Below are 15,747 nucleotides of genomic sequence, written 5' to 3' on the forward strand. Positions count from 1 at the left end.
CTGCCGTCCGCGGTCCGTCCCCGAATGCCGCCTATAAATGAACGAATTCGTAAAACGCTATAATATTGGGCTATCTGAAAGGCCAACGGCTTAGGGCCAACGCATAACTACATGCAGCTCCTCACGATCGGAATCAATCACCACACTGCGCCTGTCGCCTTGCGCGAACGCGTGGCGTTTCCGCTCGAACAGCTCAAGCCCGCCCTTTCCGCGTTGAAGGACGTCTGGCTCGGCCCGCTCGCGAAGGCATCGCCCGAAGCGGCCATTCTGTCCACCTGCAACCGCACCGAACTCTACTGCGCGACGGACGACACCGCCGCGCGCGACGCCGCCATCCAGTGGCTGTCGAAGTACCACAATCTGCCGGTCTCGGAACTCGCGCCGCACGTCTACGCGCTGCCGCAGTCCGAAGCCGTGCGCCACGCCTTTCGCGTCGCGTCGGGGCTCGATTCGATGGTGCTCGGCGAAACGCAGATCGTCGGCCAGATGAAGGACGCCGTGCGTACCGCGTCGGAAGCGGGCGCGCTCGGCACGTATCTGAATCAGCTTTTCCAGCGGACGTTCGCGGTCGCGAAGGAAGTGCGCTCGACGACCGAAATCGGCGCGCAGTCCGTGTCGATGGCCGCCGCCGCCGTGCGTCTCGCCGAGCGCATCTTCGAAGACATTTCGAGCCAGCGCGTGCTGTTCATCGGCGCGGGCGAGATGATCGAACTGTGCGCGACGCACTTCGCCGCGCAAAACCCGCGCGAACTCGTCGTCGCAAACCGCACCGCCGAACGCGGCGAAAAGCTCGCGGAGCGTTTCAACGGCCGCGCCATTCCGCTCTCGGAACTGCCCACGCGCATGCACGAGTTCGACATTATCGTGTCGTGCACGGCGTCGACGCTGCCGATCATCGGTCTCGGCGCGGTCGAGCGCGCGGTGCGCGCGCGGCGGCATCGGCCGATCTTCATGGTCGATCTGGCCGTGCCGCGCGATATCGAGCCGGAAGTCGGCAATCTGCAAGACGTGTTCCTCTATACGGTCGATGACCTCGGCGCCATCGTCCGCGAAGGCAATGCGTCGCGGCAAGCGGCGGTCGCGCAGGCCGAAGCGATCATCGAAACGCGTGTCGCCAATTTCATGCAGTGGCTGGATGCGCGCAGCATCGTGCCGGTCATCCGCCACATGCACACGCAGGCCGACGCGCTGCGCCGCGCCGAAGTCGAACGCGCCCGCAAGATGCTCGCGCGTGGCGACGATCCGGCCGCCGTGCTCGAAGCGCTGTCGCAAGCCCTCACGAACAAGCTCATTCACGGCCCCACGCATGCGCTCAACCGCGCGAGCCGCGAAGAGCGCGACCAGCTCATCGACCTGATGAGCGGCTTCTACCGCCACGGCGGCGCCGGCAACGATTCGTCGGACCGTTAGCGGCCGTCTCTTTGCTATTCTCAAATGCTCCGCGTCTGATGCGCGGCAGCTTCTCCGATTGCAGTTTTTCCTGACGCCCGAGCGCGTCATTCCCGCCCGATGAAAACCAGCATGCAAAGCAAGCTCGACCAGCTTGCAAAACGGCAGGTCGATCTCAACGAACTGCTGAGTCGTGAAGACGTGACGTCCGACATGGACCAGTACCGCAAGCTCACGCGCGAGCACGCCGAAATCAGCCCGATCGTCGAGCAATACGCGCTCTGGCGTCAGGCGCTCACAGACGAAGCCACCGCGCAGGATCTGCTCGCCGACCCTTCGATGCGCGATTTCGCCGAAGAGGAAATCGGCGAGGCGCGCGAGCGCATGGCGAAAATTGAAAGCGATCTGCAGACGATGCTGCTGCCGAAGGACCCGAACGACGAACGCAATATCTTCATCGAAATCCGCGCGGGCACGGGCGGCGACGAATCGGCGCTTTTCGCCGGCGATCTGCTGCGCATGTATCTGCGCTACGCCGAGCGCAATCGCTGGACGGCCGAGACGATGTCCGAAAGCGTCTCCGATCTCGGCGGCTATAAGGAAGTGATCGTTCGGATCGCGGGACAAGGCGCGTATTCGCGGCTCAAGTTCGAATCGGGCGGGCATCGCGTGCAGCGCGTCCCGGCGACCGAAACGCAGGGGCGCATCCACACGTCCGCCTGCACGGTCGCGGTCATGCCCGAAGCCGATGAAATCAGTGAAGTCGTCATCAATCCGGCGGATTTGCGTATCGACACCTTCCGCGCGTCGGGCGCGGGCGGGCAGCACATCAACAAGACGGATTCGGCCGTGCGCGTCACGCACTTGCCGACGGGCATCGTCGTCGAATGTCAGGACGACCGCTCGCAGCACAAGAACAAGGATCGCGCGCTGAAGGTGCTGGCCGCGCGCATCAAGGACAAGCAGTATCACGAGCAGCACGCGAAGGAAGCCGCGACGCGCAAGAGCCTGATCGGTTCGGGCGACCGCTCAGAACGCATTCGGACGTACAACTTCCCGCAAGGGCGCATGACGGATCACCGCATCAACCTGACGCTCTACAAGCTCGAATACATCATGGACGGCGATCTGGACGAACTGATCGGCGCGCTCGTGTCCGAGCATCAGGCGGAACTGCTCGCGGCGCTCGGGGAAGCGGAGTGACGACCGCGGCGGACTTGCTGCGCGCCTCGCCGCTGCCGGCGCTGGAGACACGCGTGCTGCTGACGCACGTGCTCGGCTGGCGGCGCACCGAGCTGATTACGCGCGATGCCGAAACGCTCGACGCGGCGGCTGTCGCGCGGTTCGAGGCGCTCGCGGCGCGGCGCGGCGCGGGCGAACCGATCGCGCAACTGACCGGCAAGCGCGAGTTCTTCGGCCTCGACTTCGACGTGACGCCCGACGTGCTGATTCCGCGTCCGGAAACCGAATTGCTCGTCGAAACGGCGCTCGACGCCATCGCCGGGACGCCGGATGCCCGAGTGCTCGATCTCGGGACCGGAACCGGCGCAATCGCCATCGCTATAGCCCACGCGCGGCCCGATGCGCGCGTCTTTGCCGTGGACCGCTCGCCCGCCGCGCTCGATGTCGCCCGGCGCAACGCCGATCGGCTGTTGGATCCGGCACGCGCGGGCTGCGCGATCACGTTCATCGAAAGCGACTGGACCGCGAACGTCGATGCATCGCTGCGCTTCGACGCGATCGTCAGTAATCCGCCGTATATCGCGTGCGACGACCCGCATCTCGCGCAAGGCGACTTGCGCTTCGAGCCGCGCGGCGCGCTCACCGACGAGGCCGACGGGCTTTCGGCGATCCGCGTCATCGTCGAGACAGCGCCTTTGCTGCTCGCGCGCACCGGCGCGCTGTGGATCGAGCACGGCTACGATCAGGCCGACGCGGTGCGCCAGTTACTAACCGCGCGCGGCTTCAAAGCCGTGCGTTCTATGCGCGATCTCGCAGGCATCGAACGAATCAGCGGCGGCCTCGCGCCGGCCTGAGCGAGAGCCCGGAGAGGCGAAATCCGCTATCATTTCGAGACTCACCTTCTTCGCAGGAACGCCATGGAAACGCAAGAACGCATTAAGCAGATCGTCGATCAACATCCGGTGGTCCTTTTCATGAAAGGCACCGCGCAATTCCCGATGTGCGGCTTCTCGGGCCGCGCCATTCAGGTGCTGAAGGCGTGCGGCGTCGACCAGATCATGACGGTGAACGTCCTCGAAGACGACGAAATTCGCCAGGGCATCAAGGAATTCTCCAACTGGCCGACCATTCCGCAGCTTTACGTGAACGGGGAGTTCATCGGCGGCTCGGACATCATGATGGAGATGTATCAGTCGGGCGAATTGCAGCAGCTTTTCGCCGCCGCTTAAAGCCGTATTGCAAGTGAGTGCGCCCGCTGCCGCCAAGCGACGGCTAATCGTCGCGATTACCGGAGCAACGGGCGCCATCTACGGCGTGCGTCTGCTCGAGACGCTGCGCCGGCTGGGCGGCGTCGAGACGCATCTGCTCGTGTCGAGCGCGGGCTGGCTCAACGTCCAGCACGAACTCGATCTCGATAAAGCCGCCGTCAACGCGCTCGCGGACGTCGTGCATAACGTGCGCGATGTCGGCGCGAGCATCGCCTCCGGTTCCTTCGCGACGGACGGCATGATCGTCGCGCCCTGCTCGATGCGCACGCTCGCGAGCATCGCGCACGGTCTCTCCGACAACCTCGTCACCCGCGCCGCCGATGTCGTGCTCAAAGAGCGCCGCCGGCTCGTGCTGCTCGTGCGCGAAACGCCGTTCAATCTCGCGCATCTGCGCAACATGACGGCCGTCACCGAGATGGGCGGCATCATCTTTCCGCCGCTGCCGGCGTTCTATCACAAGCCCGCGAGCATCGATGAAATGGTCGATCACACCGTGGCGCGCGTCATCGACCTGTTCGGCATGGCGCAGCCGATTGCGGCCGCGTGGTCGGGCATGGGCGGCGAGCGCGACTGATTGCCAACGCCGCGGACATAATCCGTTGCCTCTGCCGCCGTTTATCTTCGCTACGGCTGGCTATACATTCGTGGCATCACATCTTCCGAGGCTGCTGCCATGAGCCGACTACCGACCGTCTTCATCTCCCACGGCGCGCCGACCCTGCCGATCGACCCGGCGATGCCGTCGGCCGAATTCGCCGCGCTCGCCGCGACGCTGCCGAAGCCTCGCGCGATTCTCGTACTGTCCGCGCATTGGGGCACGGCGCAGCCCGTGGCGAGCGTCGCGGTGCGGCCGCAGACTATCCACGATTTCTACGGCTTTCCGCCCGCGCTCTACGAACTCCGCTATCCGGCACCCGGCGCGCCGGATGTCGCCGAGCGCGCCGCCGCGTTGCTCGGCGCTCACGGCGTGCCAAGCGCAACGGCGGTTCACGGACTCGACCACGGCGCGTGGGTGCCGCTGCTGCTGATGTTTCCGGACGCCGACGTGCAGGTCGCGCAACTGTCCATTCAGCCGCGCCTCGACGCGGCGCATCACTTTCGCGTCGGCCGGGCGCTGCGTGATCTGCGCGATGACGGCGTGATGATCGTCGGTTCCGGGCAGATCACGCACAATCTGCGCATGGCCGACTTCGGCGCGCGGCCGGAAGACGCCGATCCGCGCGTGGTCGAGTTCACCGACTGGTTCGAGTCGCGGCTGAAAGCGCGGGACATCGACGCGCTGCTCGACTATCGCGCCCGCGCGCCGCACGCCGCGCTGATGCATCCGACCGACGAGCATCTGCTGCCCGTGTTCGGCGCGCTCGGCGCGGCGGCGGACGATTACGACTTGCGCATCCAGTCGCTCGGCACCTTCCAGCGCGCGCTGGCCATGACCAACTACGTTTTCGCGGATGCTTGAGCCGCGCCAGAACGACGAAGCCCGCCTGAACGTTCGGTTCAGGCGGGCTTCGCTTTACTGCTGCGGCTGACGCGTCAAGCGCCGATTTCGTGCAGGATGTCGTCGCGGCTTTCGCGCTCGTCGAGGTAGTCCGAGCGATAACCGGTGTGCACGCCCCAGTAGTAATAAAGCAGCGACATGACAGCGACCACGGCCATATCCCAGCCATACGGCAACAGGCCGCTGCCGCCGAACTGCTTGCTGCCGATGAGCGACATCACGGCCATCGACGGCAAATAGCCGATCAGCCACCACGCCGCCTTCAGATCGCGGCCCCAGCCGGCGAAGCCCGTCTTGCCCTGAAAGTAGAAATACACCGGCAAGGCAACCACCATCAGCAGAATGATGTGGCCCGTCAGCGGCCACTTCGCCCAGTAAAGCACGAGCGACGCGCACACGAATGCGAACGGCGCGATCACGCCCATCATCGGCAACTTGAGCGGGCGTTCGAGATCCGGCGCGGAGCGGCGCAGCGCCATCAGGCTGATCGGGCCGGTGAGATACGAAATGACCGTCGCCACCGAGATGACCGCCGCGAGCGTGCCCCAGCCGCGGAAGAAGAACATGAAGATGAACGCGACGATCAGGTTGAACCACATGGCCGGACGCGGCACGCCGTAGAACGGATGCACGTTGCCAAACATCTTCGGCATCGTGTTGTTGCGCTCCATCGCGTAGATCATGCGCGTGGTCGTCGCCATGTAGGTGGTGCCGGTGCCGCTCGGGCTCACGAACGCGTCGATGTAGAGCAGCACGGCGAGCCAGTTCAGGTTGAGCGCAATGGCCAGTTCCGCGAACGGCGACGCGAAGTGGAAGTGCTTCCAGCCCTGCATGACGTCGCTCGGATTCACCGCGCCGATGTACGCAATCTGAAGCAGCACGTAGATCACGAGCGCGATCAGAATGGAGCCGACCACCGCGAATGGCACGCTGCGCGCGGGATTGCGCGCTTCGCCGGCCAGATTCACCGGGCTCTGGAAACCGTTGAAGCTGAACACGATGCCGCTCGTCGCAACCGCCGTCAGCACGGCAGGCCAGCCGTACGGCGCGAAGCTCGACACCGTGCCGAAGTTCTCCGAGTGAAAGCCCGTGAAGATGAGGCCCGCGATGGTCGCGCCCGGAATCAGGAACTTGAAGATGGTGATGGCCGTGTTCGCCCGCGCGAACACCTTCACGCCCCAGTAATTCAGCATGAAGTAGATGATGACGAGCAGCGCGGACAGCGCGAGCCCGCTCGTGGTGAGCGTCTCGTTGACGAAGAGCGCGTGCGCCCAGTCGTACGGCCACGTGCTCATGTACTGAATGGACGCTTCGGCCTCGATGGGAATTACCGAAACGATGGCGATCCAGTTGGCCCACGCCGCGATGAAGCCGACGAGCGCGCCATGCGAGTAACGCGCGTAGCGCACCATGCCGCCCGATTCGGGGAACATGGCGCCCAGTTCGGCGTACGTCAGCGCAATGGCCAGAATGACGACCGCGCCGATCACCCACGCGCAGATGGCGGCCGGCCCGGCGATCTGCGACGCTTTCCACGCCCCGAACAGCCAGCCCGAACCGATGATGGATCCCAGGCCGGTCAGCATCAGCGCCAACGGCCCGATATTTCTTTGTATCGAACTTTTCACGATCTTCTCCAATGTCTCGCGTCGCTCGCGAGTCGAACACGGCTTAAGCGGCCGCATTCGCCGGGATGCCGGGAAACTGCCGGCGACACGGCGACGCTGGTGCAACCCCTCTCGACGAGGCGCGTAGTTTAACGGTTGCACCTTTCGATTGCAGCCGGGCGGCTCAGAATTCAGCATTTCTGCGCGGCGTCGCGGGCTGCTGGCAGTGAAGAAACGGGTCGTGTGGAAGCGCCAGGATCGTGTCTCAAAAAATCCCTTCAGACTGGTCGGATATTATTTGACCGCGAAATGGTTTCGCCGTATAAACCTTCTTGCAGGATTTCAAGTGGCGAGTGAAGTGGTTCTTTCGTAGTTCGCCATCACGGTACTCCGGTTGGTCCCATTGCCCCTTCCTTGATTTTCATGCACCCCTGGCTTCGGCCTTAATCATCAAATTTTTTGGAATAAGTAATATGGAAACCGGTACCGTCAAGTGGTTCAATGACGCAAAGGGCTTTGGCTTCATCACCCCGGATGGCGGCGGCGAAGACCTGTTCGCGCACTTCTCGGAAATCCGCATCGAAGGCTTCAAGACGCTTCAGGAAAACCAGAAGGTCAGCTACGAAGTCAAGACCGGCCCGAAGGGCAAGCAAGCTGCAAACATCAAGCCGGTCTAAGACCCGCTCGATCGAAAAAAACCCCGCATTCGCGGGGTTTTTGCTTTGGGCCGTGCAAAACGTCAGGCGAAATGTAACGGTTGAGCGTCAGCCGAACACGCGCTGCGCGTAAATGCCCAGACCGGTCGCCACGCTCGCCAGCCGATCGCCGAACACCGGCTGCGCGCCCGGGAACGCCGCCGCGAGCGCGTCCGAGAGGAAGCGCAAGCCGGTCGTGCCGCCGGTGAAATAGATCGCGCCGACATCCGCCGCGGCGACGCCCGCGCGCTTCACCGTCTCCAGCGCCGCTTCCACGATGCGCCGCGTTTCGTCTTTTCCCGCCTCGATCAGCTGCTGCTCGTCGAACGGCACGCGCAGCGCCTCCTCGATTTCCTCCATGTCGATCTCGGTTGCGCCGCCCGCCGACACGTCGATCTTCGCTTCTTCGGCGTGCGCGGTGAGCGCGTGCCCGAGCCGGCGATCGACCACGCGCATCAGCCGGTCGTGATGGCGCGGATCGACGTACAGATGACGCATTAGCTGCAATTCGCCGACGCGCTTTGGCGTGTAGACGGTGTTGATGAGATGCCACGTCGCGAGGTCGAAGTAGACGCGGTTCGGCACTTCGCGGCCCTGCGGATCGAGCGCCTGATAGCCGAGCTGCCGGAGAATCGTCGCGAGTTCGACGCGACGGTCGAAATCCGTGCCGGCCACATGGACGCCATGATGCGCGAGCACATCGCTTTTGCGATCCAGTTGACGCGCCCGCTCCGGCCCCACGCGCACCAGCGAAAAGTCCGACGTGCCGCCGCCGATGTCCGCGACGAGCACGAGTCCTTCTTGCGTGAGACGCGCCTCATAGTCGAAGGCCGCGGCGATCGGTTCGAACTGGAAGTGAATCTCGCGGAAACCGACCGCGTGCGCGCACGCTTCGAGTTGCTGCTGCGCCATGCGGTCGGCGCGCGGGTCGTCGTCGACGAAAAACACCGGCCGGCCCAGCACGGCGCGGGTCAGCGGTTCGGGCGCCACCGCCTGCGCCTTCTGCTTGAGGTGCTGAAGGAACAACGTGATGACGTCGGTGTATTTGATCGCGGAGCCGTCGCCAAGATCGGTGACGTTATCCGCGAGCGGCGAGCCGAGAATGCTCTTCATCGAGCGCATCAGACGGCCGTCGAAGCCGTCGATGTACGCCTCCAGCGCCGCCCGGCCGTACGACTGCTCGTTTTCGTCGGTGTTGAAGAAGACGGCGGTCGGCAGCGTGGTCGCGTCGCCCTCGACGGGCGCGAGCCGCATGCGCAGGCCATCGGGCAGGGCGACGGCAGAGTTCGACGTGCCGAAATCGATCGCGCAATAGGTCATGGGATTCGCGGCGGCGTTACGAGGCAACGCCGCGTATCAAAAAACGTGGACGGGGTTTGTACCACGGCGACGCGTGCATCATCAATCTTTCGCAGGCTAAATTTAGCCTGTTGGGTTAGCCCGAGAAACGCGGAATGCAGCTTGCTCCGGCCTCTGCGTCGCTCAACCGCCGACGGCCGGACGTTATGAACGAAACCACCGCACCCGAAGACACCCGTTCGACAGCCCGCTCGGGTGAGCGATCCGGCATTATCGACACCGATTTGCCCGGCCGGCTCGACCGTCTGCCGTGGGGCCGCTTTCATACGCTCATCGTCTTTGCGCTCGGCATCACCTGGCTGCTGGATGGGCTCGAAGTCACGCTCGCCGGCGCGGTCGCGAGCGCGCTGAAAACCAGTCCGGTGTTGCGCTTCTCGAACGCGGATGTCGGCTTCGGAGGCAGCGCGTATATCGCAGGCGCGGTGGTCGGCGCGCTCGGATTCGGCTGGCTCACGGACCGGCTCGGACGGCGCAAGCTGTTCTTCATCACGCTGTTTCTCTACGTGGCCGCCACCGCCGCGACCGCCTTTTCGTGGAATCTTGCCTCGTTCGTGCTCTTTCGCTTCCTGACGGGCGCGGGCATCGGCGGGGAATACACCGCCATCAATTCGACGATTCAGGAATTCACGCCCGCCCGGCTGCGCGGCTGGACCGACCTCGCGATCAACGGCACGTTCTGGGTCGGCGCGGGCATCGGCGCGGCGGGGTCGCTGGTGCTGCTCGATCCGGGCGTGCTGCCGCCCGATTGGGGCTGGCGCGGCTGCTTTCTGATTGGCGCGGCGCTCGGCCTCACGATTCTGTTCATGCGCATGTGGGTGCCGGAAAGCCCGCGCTGGCTCATCACGCACAACCGCGAAGACGAAGCGCGACAGGTGGTCGACGACATCGAAGCGCATTTCCGCGAGCACGGCGTGACCGTGCCGGACACGCCCGTCAAGCCGCTGCGGCTGCACGCCCGCGAACACACGCCGCTGCGGGAAGTCGCCGATACGCTTTTCAAGGTGCATCGGCGGCGCTCGCTCGTCGGGCTGATGCTGATGACCGCGCAGGCGTTTTTCTACAACGCGATCTTTTTCACCTACGCGTTGGTGCTGACGGACTTCTATCACGTACCGGGCGATCACATCGGCTGGTACGTGCTGCCGTTCGCCGCCGGCAATTTTCTGGGGCCCGTGCTGCTCGGCAAGCTGTTCGACGTGCTCGGCCGCCGCCGGATGATCGCGTTCACGTACGCCACGTCAGGCGTGCTGCTGACGATCAGCGGGTGGATGTTCACGCAAGGCATGCTCACGGTGACGACGCAGACCATCGCGTGGATGATTATTTTCTTCTTCGCGTCGGCGGCGGCGAGTTCGGCGTATCTGACGGTGAGCGAGACGTTCCCGCTCGAAATCCGCGCGCTGGCGATCGCCGTGTTTTATGCGTTCGGGACGGCGCTCGGCGGAATCATCGGACCGGCGCTTTTCGGGCATTTGATCGACACGCACGAGCGCGGCGCCGTCTTTATCGGCTATCTGATCGGCTCGGCGCTGATGGTCGCGGCGGCGGTGGTCGCGGGCATCTGGGGCGTCGCGGCAGAGCGGAAGTCTCTGGAGGACGTGGCTCGGCCGCTGTCGGCCGCGGATGATCATTGAGTCTGAGCGCAGCCGGACGCTTGTTTCGTGGGCTGGCGGAAGCTGTCTCGCGCAGCTTTTCGCCCAGGAGACTCGCGTCGCCGTAATGGCCGACGCTCACCGACTCCGTATTTTCGGCCAAACGCCTTGCCACACGCGCCGCAGAGTCGGCGGGCGCGCGCGGCGGTTTCGCCTTCGCTATACGATTTCGCCAATCGAACCGGCGTCCCGGCGACGCCCGACGATCACCGACGCCGACACCCTCGCTCAACCAAACGCCTTCCCCCACGCGCCCTCGAACGCCGTCTCCCCCAACGGCCGACGCGTGCGCGGCGCGGTTTCCCTCTCGCGCAAGGTTTCGTCCAGCTGACTCGCGTCGCCGTGATGCCCGACCGAAATCATCGCGATCAGCTGCACATCGTCCGGCACCGAGAACGCAGCGCGGAAAGCGTCGCGGTCGAAGCCGCCCATCTGATGCGCCGCGAGGTCCAGCGCGTGCGCCTGAAGCACGAGCGCCATCGCGGCCGCGCCGGTGTCGTAGGCGGCTGCCTGATTCGGCTCGCCCTTCGGCGTCTGCGTGAACGCCGCCACGCAGATCAGCAACGGCACGTTCGCGTTCCACTTCTGGTTGAACGGCACGAGCGTGTCGAACGCCCGCTGAAACGCCGCTTCGTCGCGATGACGGTCGAACACGAGAAATCGCCACGGCTGCAAATTACTCGACGACGGCGCCCAGCGGGCCGCTTCCAGCAACCGATGCAACTGTGCGCGGTCGACCGGCTCGTTCGAATACGCGCGCGGGCTCCAGCGGCCGGCCAGCAGATCGTGAATGTCGATGTCGGTCGGAGCGGGCTTTGCACTCATGGCGTGACTCCTTGTCATGTGAGAAAGAGCAAGCATAAACAAGGACGCCGCAGCACGCAGACACCGCTCTCGCGTCAAGTCGCGGCCACGCCGGCAGCACGCCGCGCGCGGTTGATGCGCAGCACCGCCACCGCCGCGACGAGGCAAAGTCCGCCGGAGATCATCGTCGCGACGGTGTAACTGCCGAGGCTCGACCGCAACATGCCGCCGCCCAGCGCCGCGAACGCCGCGCCCAGCTGATGCCCCGCGACGATCCAGCCGAACACGATCGGCGCGGATTCCTTGCCGTACACGTCGGTGGCGAGACGCACGGTCGGCGGAACGGTGGCGATCCAGTCGAGGCCGTAAAACACCGCAAAGACCGGCAAACCGAAGAAATCGATGCCGAACGCATACGGCAGATACATCAGCGACAGCCCGCGCAGCCCGTAGTACCAGAAGAGCAGCACGCGCGCGTTGAAGCGGTCGGAAAGCCAGCCGGAAAGCGTGGTGCCGAAGAGATCAAAAATGCCCATCGCGGCGAGCAGCGTCGCGCCCTGCACCTGCGTCATGCCGTAATCCGCGCACATGGCGATCAGATGCGTGCCGACATAGCCGTTCGTGCTCGCGCCGCAAACGAAGAAGCTGAAGAAGAGCAGCCAGAAATCGCGCGTCCTGCTCGCCGACGACAGCGCGCCGAACGCCACCTTGATCGGATTCTTATGTGCCGCAGCGGCGGCGGGCGGCGTGCCGGCGGCCTCTCCGACGGGTCGCAGCGCGACATCGGCCGGACGCTCGGGAAGGAGCCACGCGACGAGCGGCAGCACGACCGCCGCCGCCGCCGCGACCACGAACACGACCGGCCGCCAGCCGTGGTGCTCGGAAATGGACGCGAGGAACGGCAGGAACACGAGCTGACCGGTGGCCGAACTTGCGGTGAGAATGCCCATCGCGAGGCCGCGATGCGTCGTGAACCAGCGATTCACGACCGTAGCCGAAAGCGTCAGGGCAGCGACGCCCGTCGCGCCGCCGACCACCACGCCCCAGACCAGCACCATTTGCCACGGCGCGGTCATCATCGAAGACGCGCCGACGCCCGCCGCGAGCGTCGCCAGCGCGGCGAGCAAGGTCGGACGCACGCCGAAACGCTGCATCGCGGCGGCGGCGAACGGTCCGGTCAAGCCGTACAGCGCCAGATTGATGGAAATCGCAAGTGAAATGGTGCCGCGTGACCAGCCGAGTTGCTTTTCGAGCGGCAGCATCATCACGCTCGGCGTGGCGCGCGTGCCGGCTGCGGCCAGCAGCACCAGAAACACGACGCCCACCGTCACCCATCCGTAGTGCATGCGGCCGTCAAGCCGTTTCGCTACCCAATTCATCGCCGCTCCGCTCGGTTGATTGTTGTTCGTTACTGATCAGTCACATTGGAGTTGCGAGCTTAGTTACTGATCGGTAACATGTCAAGACCAATCCAGTTTTTGAGGATCCGACTTTGACACGATCACCCGCCGCCCCGGTGAAAACCCCTGCCCGCCGTCAGGTTCGTACCGACGGCGCAACGGCGCAGGAGCAACTACTCGACGCGGCGCAGGCACTTTTTTATCGCGAAGGCATTCGCGCGGTCGGCGTCGATGCCGTCGTGGAGCGGGCCGGCGTCAACAAGATGAGTCTGTATCGGCAGTTTGCGTCGAAGGACGAGCTTGTCGTCGCGTATCTGGAGCGCATGGACGAGCGCTTCCGGCAACGGCTCGAAGCGAGTTTCGACAAGCATCCGGGCGATCCGGTGAAACAACTCGTGCAGGCGTTTGACGATCTGGTCGAGCGCGCGTCCGCGCCGGACTATCGCGGCTGCCCGTTCGTCAACGTGTCGTGTGAGTTCGGCGACCCGGCGCATCCGGCGCGGCAACTGGTCGAGCGGAACAAACGCTATGTGATGACGCGCTTTATCGAAAAGTGTCAGGCAGCCGGCGCGGAACAGCCGGTGGAACTGGCAGAATCGCTCGCGCTGCTTCTGGATGGCGTGTACGCAACCAGTCAGACTTACGGTCCCGGCTCGGGGCCGCTGCGCGCGGCGTCGCGCGTGGCGCGCGCGTTAGTCGATGCAGCATGCGAGAAAAGCAATCACCCGCAAGGAAATCAGGAAAGCTCATGAAGGACCGAAGCACCCGCGAAGATGTCATCGCGGCCACCGAGCACTGGCTCACGCGAGCGGTCATCGGCCTCAATCTGTGTCCGTTCGCCAAAACCGTGCACGTGAAGGGACAGATTCGTTATGTGGTGAGCGAAGCGCGAACCGTGGAAGACGTAGTCGTGGAACTCACGGACGAATTGCGCCTGTTGCACGAGAGCGATCCGAACGTCATCGACACGACGCTTTTCATTACGCCCGACGCCTTCGCCGATTTCACCCATTACAACGACGCGCTCTTTTTTGCCGAACGTCTCCTCGGCGAACTGAGGCTGGCGGGCGAGTTGCAGATTGCGAGCTTTCATCCGCAGTATCAGTTCGACGGCACCCAGCCGGACGATATCGACAACTACACGAATCGCGCCCCGTTTCCCATCTTCCATCTGTTGCGCGAAGGGAGCATCGATCGCGCGGTCGCCGCGTTCCCGGACGCGTCGGACATTTATGAGCGCAACATCGAAACGCTGCGCCGTCTCGGACACGACGGCTTCAAGGCGTGGATGAACAAACGGTAATCACTGCGTAAAGAAACGCTCGCGGAGCTCGTCGAGCCCGAGCGTTTCGAGCACGTCCGAAAGCCGCTGCGCCGGACGGCCGCGCGGCAAGTCCTTGAACTGCGCAATGATCAGTTCGTTTTTCATCGAATGTTCCCAGCCCACGAGCTCGGTCACGCTGACCTGATAGCCGTGCGATTCGAGTTGCAGGCAACGTAGCACATTGGTGATCTGGCTCCCGAATTCGCGCGTGTGCAACGGATGCCGCCACATTTCGGTCAGCACATTCTTCGACAGCGCGTGTCCCTTGTTCTTACGCAGCACCGACGCGACTTCCGCCTGACAGCACGGCACGACCACGATGTACTTCGCCTTCTTCTGTAGAGCGAAATGGATGGCGTCGTCCGTTGCGGTATTACAGGCGTGCAATGCGGTGACGACATCGACCGAGTCCGGCAATTGCTGCGAATGAATCGATTCGGCCACCGACAGATTCAGAAACGACATGCGATCGAAGCCGAGCCGTTGTGCCAATTCTTCCGACTTTTTTACCAGCTCCTCGCGCGTCTCTATGCCATAGATGTGTGACCGATCGCGCAGAGTCTTGAAGAAGAGATCGTAGAGAATGAAGCCCAGGTAAGACTTCCCTGCTCCGTGATCGACAAGCGACACGGATCCTTGCCGCTGATGCACATCGGCCAGAAGCGGTTCGATGAACTGAAACAAGTGATAGACCTGCTTCAGTTTGCGACGGCTGTCCTGATTCATCTTGCCGTCGCGCGTGAGGATATGCAGTTCCTTCAGCAGTTCGATGGACTGTCCTGGGCGGATTTCGTGCTTGGTTTGCGAATCGGACGCGCCGGGCGACCCGGCAGTGGACTTCTTGGCCATCGTAATCAGTGACTGGAGTGTGAAAAGCGGAGCATGTTCGCGCTGAATGTGCGCTAACCGCTGGTTCTGCCGTCTCAAAAGAGGAAGTTTACCCAAAAGCGCAAAGACGCTCTTGTTCCGCCTGACGGTTGGAGGGCAAACGCGGCCCGAAAAGGCGCGTGGAACGGATCGTGCATCGTCTGACAATGAGGCCATTGATACAGACAGCACACGATGCGACCCGGAAGATCGCACGACGATGCAAAAGGCAGGAGCAACAAGCTGGGTAGCAAAGCCGCGTTTCGCAACGCTTGGCGTTCGCGCCGTGTGGCTCTGTTACGTAACACCTAACGCACAGCGCGGCGAATGCGACTCGCCGGCGCCATGATCAAGAGAGGACGGCGATGGATGCGATCCCGGACAAAAAAGCAGAGAAGCAGTTTCAGGAGATGCTTGCGGCACTGACCGCGATGCCGGCGTGGAGCGAAAAGCAGCAGCTCGAACTGGAAATGGCACGAGAGATTTCCGTGGAGATGCTGCGCCTTGCAGAATCGATGCGCGACGGCTCCACTGATATCGAAACGTGCCTGACCATGCTCAAGTACGCCAAGGTGATGGATTTCGTGCTGACGACGCTCGCGTCGCGCCGGGACATCGCCCCGCAGACGCTGCGCGTGATCTTCAAGCTAGCCGGCTTGAAGGTCGATGAAGCCTATCCGGGCTGACGCGCCGTCGCGCCCG

General features: G+C 63.8%; 16 protein-coding genes. 11 read left to right on the forward strand and 5 right to left on the reverse strand.

Annotated features, from left to right (window positions below):
• The first annotated feature begins 111 nt into the window (after positions 1 to 111).
• From hemA to JYK05_RS11520, 6 genes are all read left to right on the forward strand, one after another.
• Positions 112 to 1,410: a glutamyl-tRNA reductase gene (gene hemA / locus JYK05_RS11495; RefSeq protein ID WP_206467096.1), complete on the forward strand. Its 1,299-nt coding sequence runs from the start codon at positions 112 to 114 to the stop codon at positions 1,408 to 1,410.
• A gap of 99 nt (positions 1,411 to 1,509) precedes the next feature.
• Positions 1,510 to 2,592 carry a peptide chain release factor 1 gene (prfA, locus tag JYK05_RS11500; RefSeq protein ID WP_206467097.1) on the forward strand — a complete coding sequence of 361 codons (1,083 nt, stop codon included), beginning with the start codon at positions 1,510 to 1,512 and terminating at the stop codon, positions 2,590 to 2,592.
• Complete coding sequence (gene prmC, locus JYK05_RS11505) at positions 2,589 to 3,425, forward strand: peptide chain release factor N(5)-glutamine methyltransferase (RefSeq protein WP_206467098.1); 837 nt, start codon at positions 2,589 to 2,591, stop codon at positions 3,423 to 3,425. The genes prfA and prmC overlap by 4 nt, the downstream gene beginning before the upstream one ends.
• A 63-nt stretch (positions 3,426 to 3,488) precedes the next feature.
• Positions 3,489 to 3,800, forward strand: a complete 312-nt coding sequence (gene grxD / locus JYK05_RS11510) for a Grx4 family monothiol glutaredoxin (protein WP_206467099.1) — start codon at positions 3,489 to 3,491, stop codon at positions 3,798 to 3,800.
• 13 nt (positions 3,801 to 3,813) lie between these two features.
• Positions 3,814 to 4,413 carry a UbiX family flavin prenyltransferase gene (locus JYK05_RS11515; RefSeq protein ID WP_206467100.1) on the forward strand — a complete coding sequence of 200 codons (600 nt, stop codon included), beginning with the start codon at positions 3,814 to 3,816 and terminating at the stop codon, positions 4,411 to 4,413.
• Between the two features lie 99 nt (positions 4,414 to 4,512).
• The gene (locus JYK05_RS11520) at positions 4,513 to 5,298 is read left to right on the forward strand and encodes a class III extradiol ring-cleavage dioxygenase (RefSeq protein WP_206467101.1); all 786 of its coding nucleotides are present in this window, start codon (positions 4,513 to 4,515) and stop codon (positions 5,296 to 5,298) included.
• Positions 5,299 to 5,372: 74 nt separating this feature from the next.
• Here the strand turns inward: JYK05_RS11520 and JYK05_RS11525 are convergent, their stop codons facing one another.
• Positions 5,373 to 6,965, reverse strand: a complete 1,593-nt coding sequence (locus tag JYK05_RS11525; protein ID WP_206467102.1) for an APC family permease — start codon at positions 6,963 to 6,965, stop codon at positions 5,373 to 5,375.
• A gap of 452 nt (positions 6,966 to 7,417) precedes the next feature.
• On the opposite strand from JYK05_RS11525, the gene JYK05_RS11530 reads away from it, so the two are divergent.
• Entirely contained in the window at positions 7,418 to 7,621 is a 204-nt protein-coding gene (locus JYK05_RS11530; protein WP_007000074.1) for a cold-shock protein, read from the forward strand.
• Positions 7,622 to 7,708: 87 nt separating this feature from the next.
• Here the strand turns inward: JYK05_RS11530 and JYK05_RS11535 are convergent, their stop codons facing one another.
• A complete protein-coding gene (locus tag JYK05_RS11535) occupies positions 7,709 to 8,959 on the reverse strand; it encodes an Hsp70 family protein (protein ID WP_206467103.1) in 1,251 nt (416 codons plus the stop codon).
• A 185-nt stretch (positions 8,960 to 9,144) separates the two neighbouring features.
• Here JYK05_RS11535 and JYK05_RS11540 point away from each other — a divergent pair, with 185 nt between their 5' ends.
• On the forward strand, positions 9,145 to 10,632 hold the full coding sequence (locus JYK05_RS11540; RefSeq protein WP_206467104.1) for an MFS transporter: 1,488 nt from the start codon (positions 9,145 to 9,147) through the stop codon (positions 10,630 to 10,632).
• Between the two features lie 246 nt (positions 10,633 to 10,878).
• Here the strand turns inward: JYK05_RS11540 and JYK05_RS11545 are convergent, their stop codons facing one another.
• Both JYK05_RS11545 and JYK05_RS11550 read right to left on the reverse strand, forming a co-directional pair.
• Positions 10,879 to 11,475: a nitroreductase family protein gene (locus tag JYK05_RS11545; RefSeq protein ID WP_175946586.1), complete on the reverse strand. Its 597-nt coding sequence runs from the start codon at positions 11,473 to 11,475 to the stop codon at positions 10,879 to 10,881.
• Between the two features lie 74 nt (positions 11,476 to 11,549).
• The gene (locus JYK05_RS11550) at positions 11,550 to 12,833 is read right to left on the reverse strand and encodes an MFS transporter (protein WP_175946584.1); all 1,284 of its coding nucleotides are present in this window, start codon (positions 12,831 to 12,833) and stop codon (positions 11,550 to 11,552) included.
• 113 nt (positions 12,834 to 12,946) lie between these two features.
• On the opposite strand from JYK05_RS11550, the gene JYK05_RS11555 reads away from it, so the two are divergent.
• A complete protein-coding gene (locus JYK05_RS11555) occupies positions 12,947 to 13,606 on the forward strand; it encodes a TetR/AcrR family transcriptional regulator (RefSeq protein ID WP_206467105.1) in 660 nt (219 codons plus the stop codon).
• Positions 13,603 to 14,157 carry a DUF1415 domain-containing protein gene (locus JYK05_RS11560; RefSeq protein WP_206467106.1) on the forward strand — a complete coding sequence of 185 codons (555 nt, stop codon included), beginning with the start codon at positions 13,603 to 13,605 and terminating at the stop codon, positions 14,155 to 14,157. Before JYK05_RS11555 ends, JYK05_RS11560 begins: the two co-directional genes overlap by 4 nt.
• On the opposite strand, the gene JYK05_RS11565 is transcribed toward JYK05_RS11560, so the two are convergent.
• Positions 14,158 to 15,027, reverse strand: a complete 870-nt coding sequence (locus tag JYK05_RS11565) for an SAM-dependent methyltransferase (protein WP_206467107.1) — start codon at positions 15,025 to 15,027, stop codon at positions 14,158 to 14,160.
• Positions 15,028 to 15,410: 383 nt separating this feature from the next.
• Here JYK05_RS11565 and JYK05_RS11570 point away from each other — a divergent pair, with 383 nt between their 5' ends.
• Positions 15,411 to 15,731 (forward strand): hypothetical protein, encoded by a 321-nt coding sequence (locus JYK05_RS11570; RefSeq protein ID WP_061125643.1) that lies wholly within the window; start codon positions 15,411 to 15,413, stop codon positions 15,729 to 15,731.
• The last annotated feature ends 16 nt before the right edge of the window (positions 15,732 to 15,747 follow it).

The organism is Caballeronia sp. M1242 (assembly GCF_017220215.1).
Classification (GTDB): Bacteria; Pseudomonadota; Gammaproteobacteria; order Burkholderiales; family Burkholderiaceae; genus Caballeronia.

Excerpts from the sequence above, each read along its gene's own strand:
- hemA (WP_206467096.1), top strand. The coding sequence starts at position 112 with ATGCAGCTCCTCACGATCGGAATCAATCACCACACTGCGCCTGTCGCC.
- prfA (WP_206467097.1), top strand. The coding sequence starts at position 1,510 with ATGAAAACCAGCATGCAAAGCAAGCTCGACCAGCTTGCAAAACGGCAG.
- grxD (WP_206467099.1), top strand. The coding sequence starts at position 3,489 with ATGGAAACGCAAGAACGCATTAAGCAGATCGTCGATCAACATCCGGTG.
- JYK05_RS11520 (WP_206467101.1), top strand. The coding sequence starts at position 4,513 with ATGAGCCGACTACCGACCGTCTTCATCTCCCACGGCGCGCCGACCCTG.
- JYK05_RS11530 (WP_007000074.1), top strand. The coding sequence starts at position 7,418 with ATGGAAACCGGTACCGTCAAGTGGTTCAATGACGCAAAGGGCTTTGGC.
- JYK05_RS11535 (WP_206467103.1), bottom strand. The coding sequence starts at position 8,959 with ATGACCTATTGCGCGATCGATTTCGGCACGTCGAACTCTGCCGTCGCC.
- JYK05_RS11540 (WP_206467104.1), top strand. The coding sequence starts at position 9,145 with ATGAACGAAACCACCGCACCCGAAGACACCCGTTCGACAGCCCGCTCG.
- JYK05_RS11545 (WP_175946586.1), bottom strand. The coding sequence starts at position 11,475 with ATGAGTGCAAAGCCCGCTCCGACCGACATCGACATTCACGATCTGCTG.
- JYK05_RS11550 (WP_175946584.1), bottom strand. The coding sequence starts at position 12,833 with ATGAATTGGGTAGCGAAACGGCTTGACGGCCGCATGCACTACGGATGG.
- JYK05_RS11560 (WP_206467106.1), top strand. The coding sequence starts at position 13,603 with ATGAAGGACCGAAGCACCCGCGAAGATGTCATCGCGGCCACCGAGCAC.
- JYK05_RS11565 (WP_206467107.1), bottom strand. The coding sequence starts at position 15,027 with ATGGCCAAGAAGTCCACTGCCGGGTCGCCCGGCGCGTCCGATTCGCAA.
- JYK05_RS11570 (WP_061125643.1), top strand. The coding sequence starts at position 15,411 with ATGGATGCGATCCCGGACAAAAAAGCAGAGAAGCAGTTTCAGGAGATG.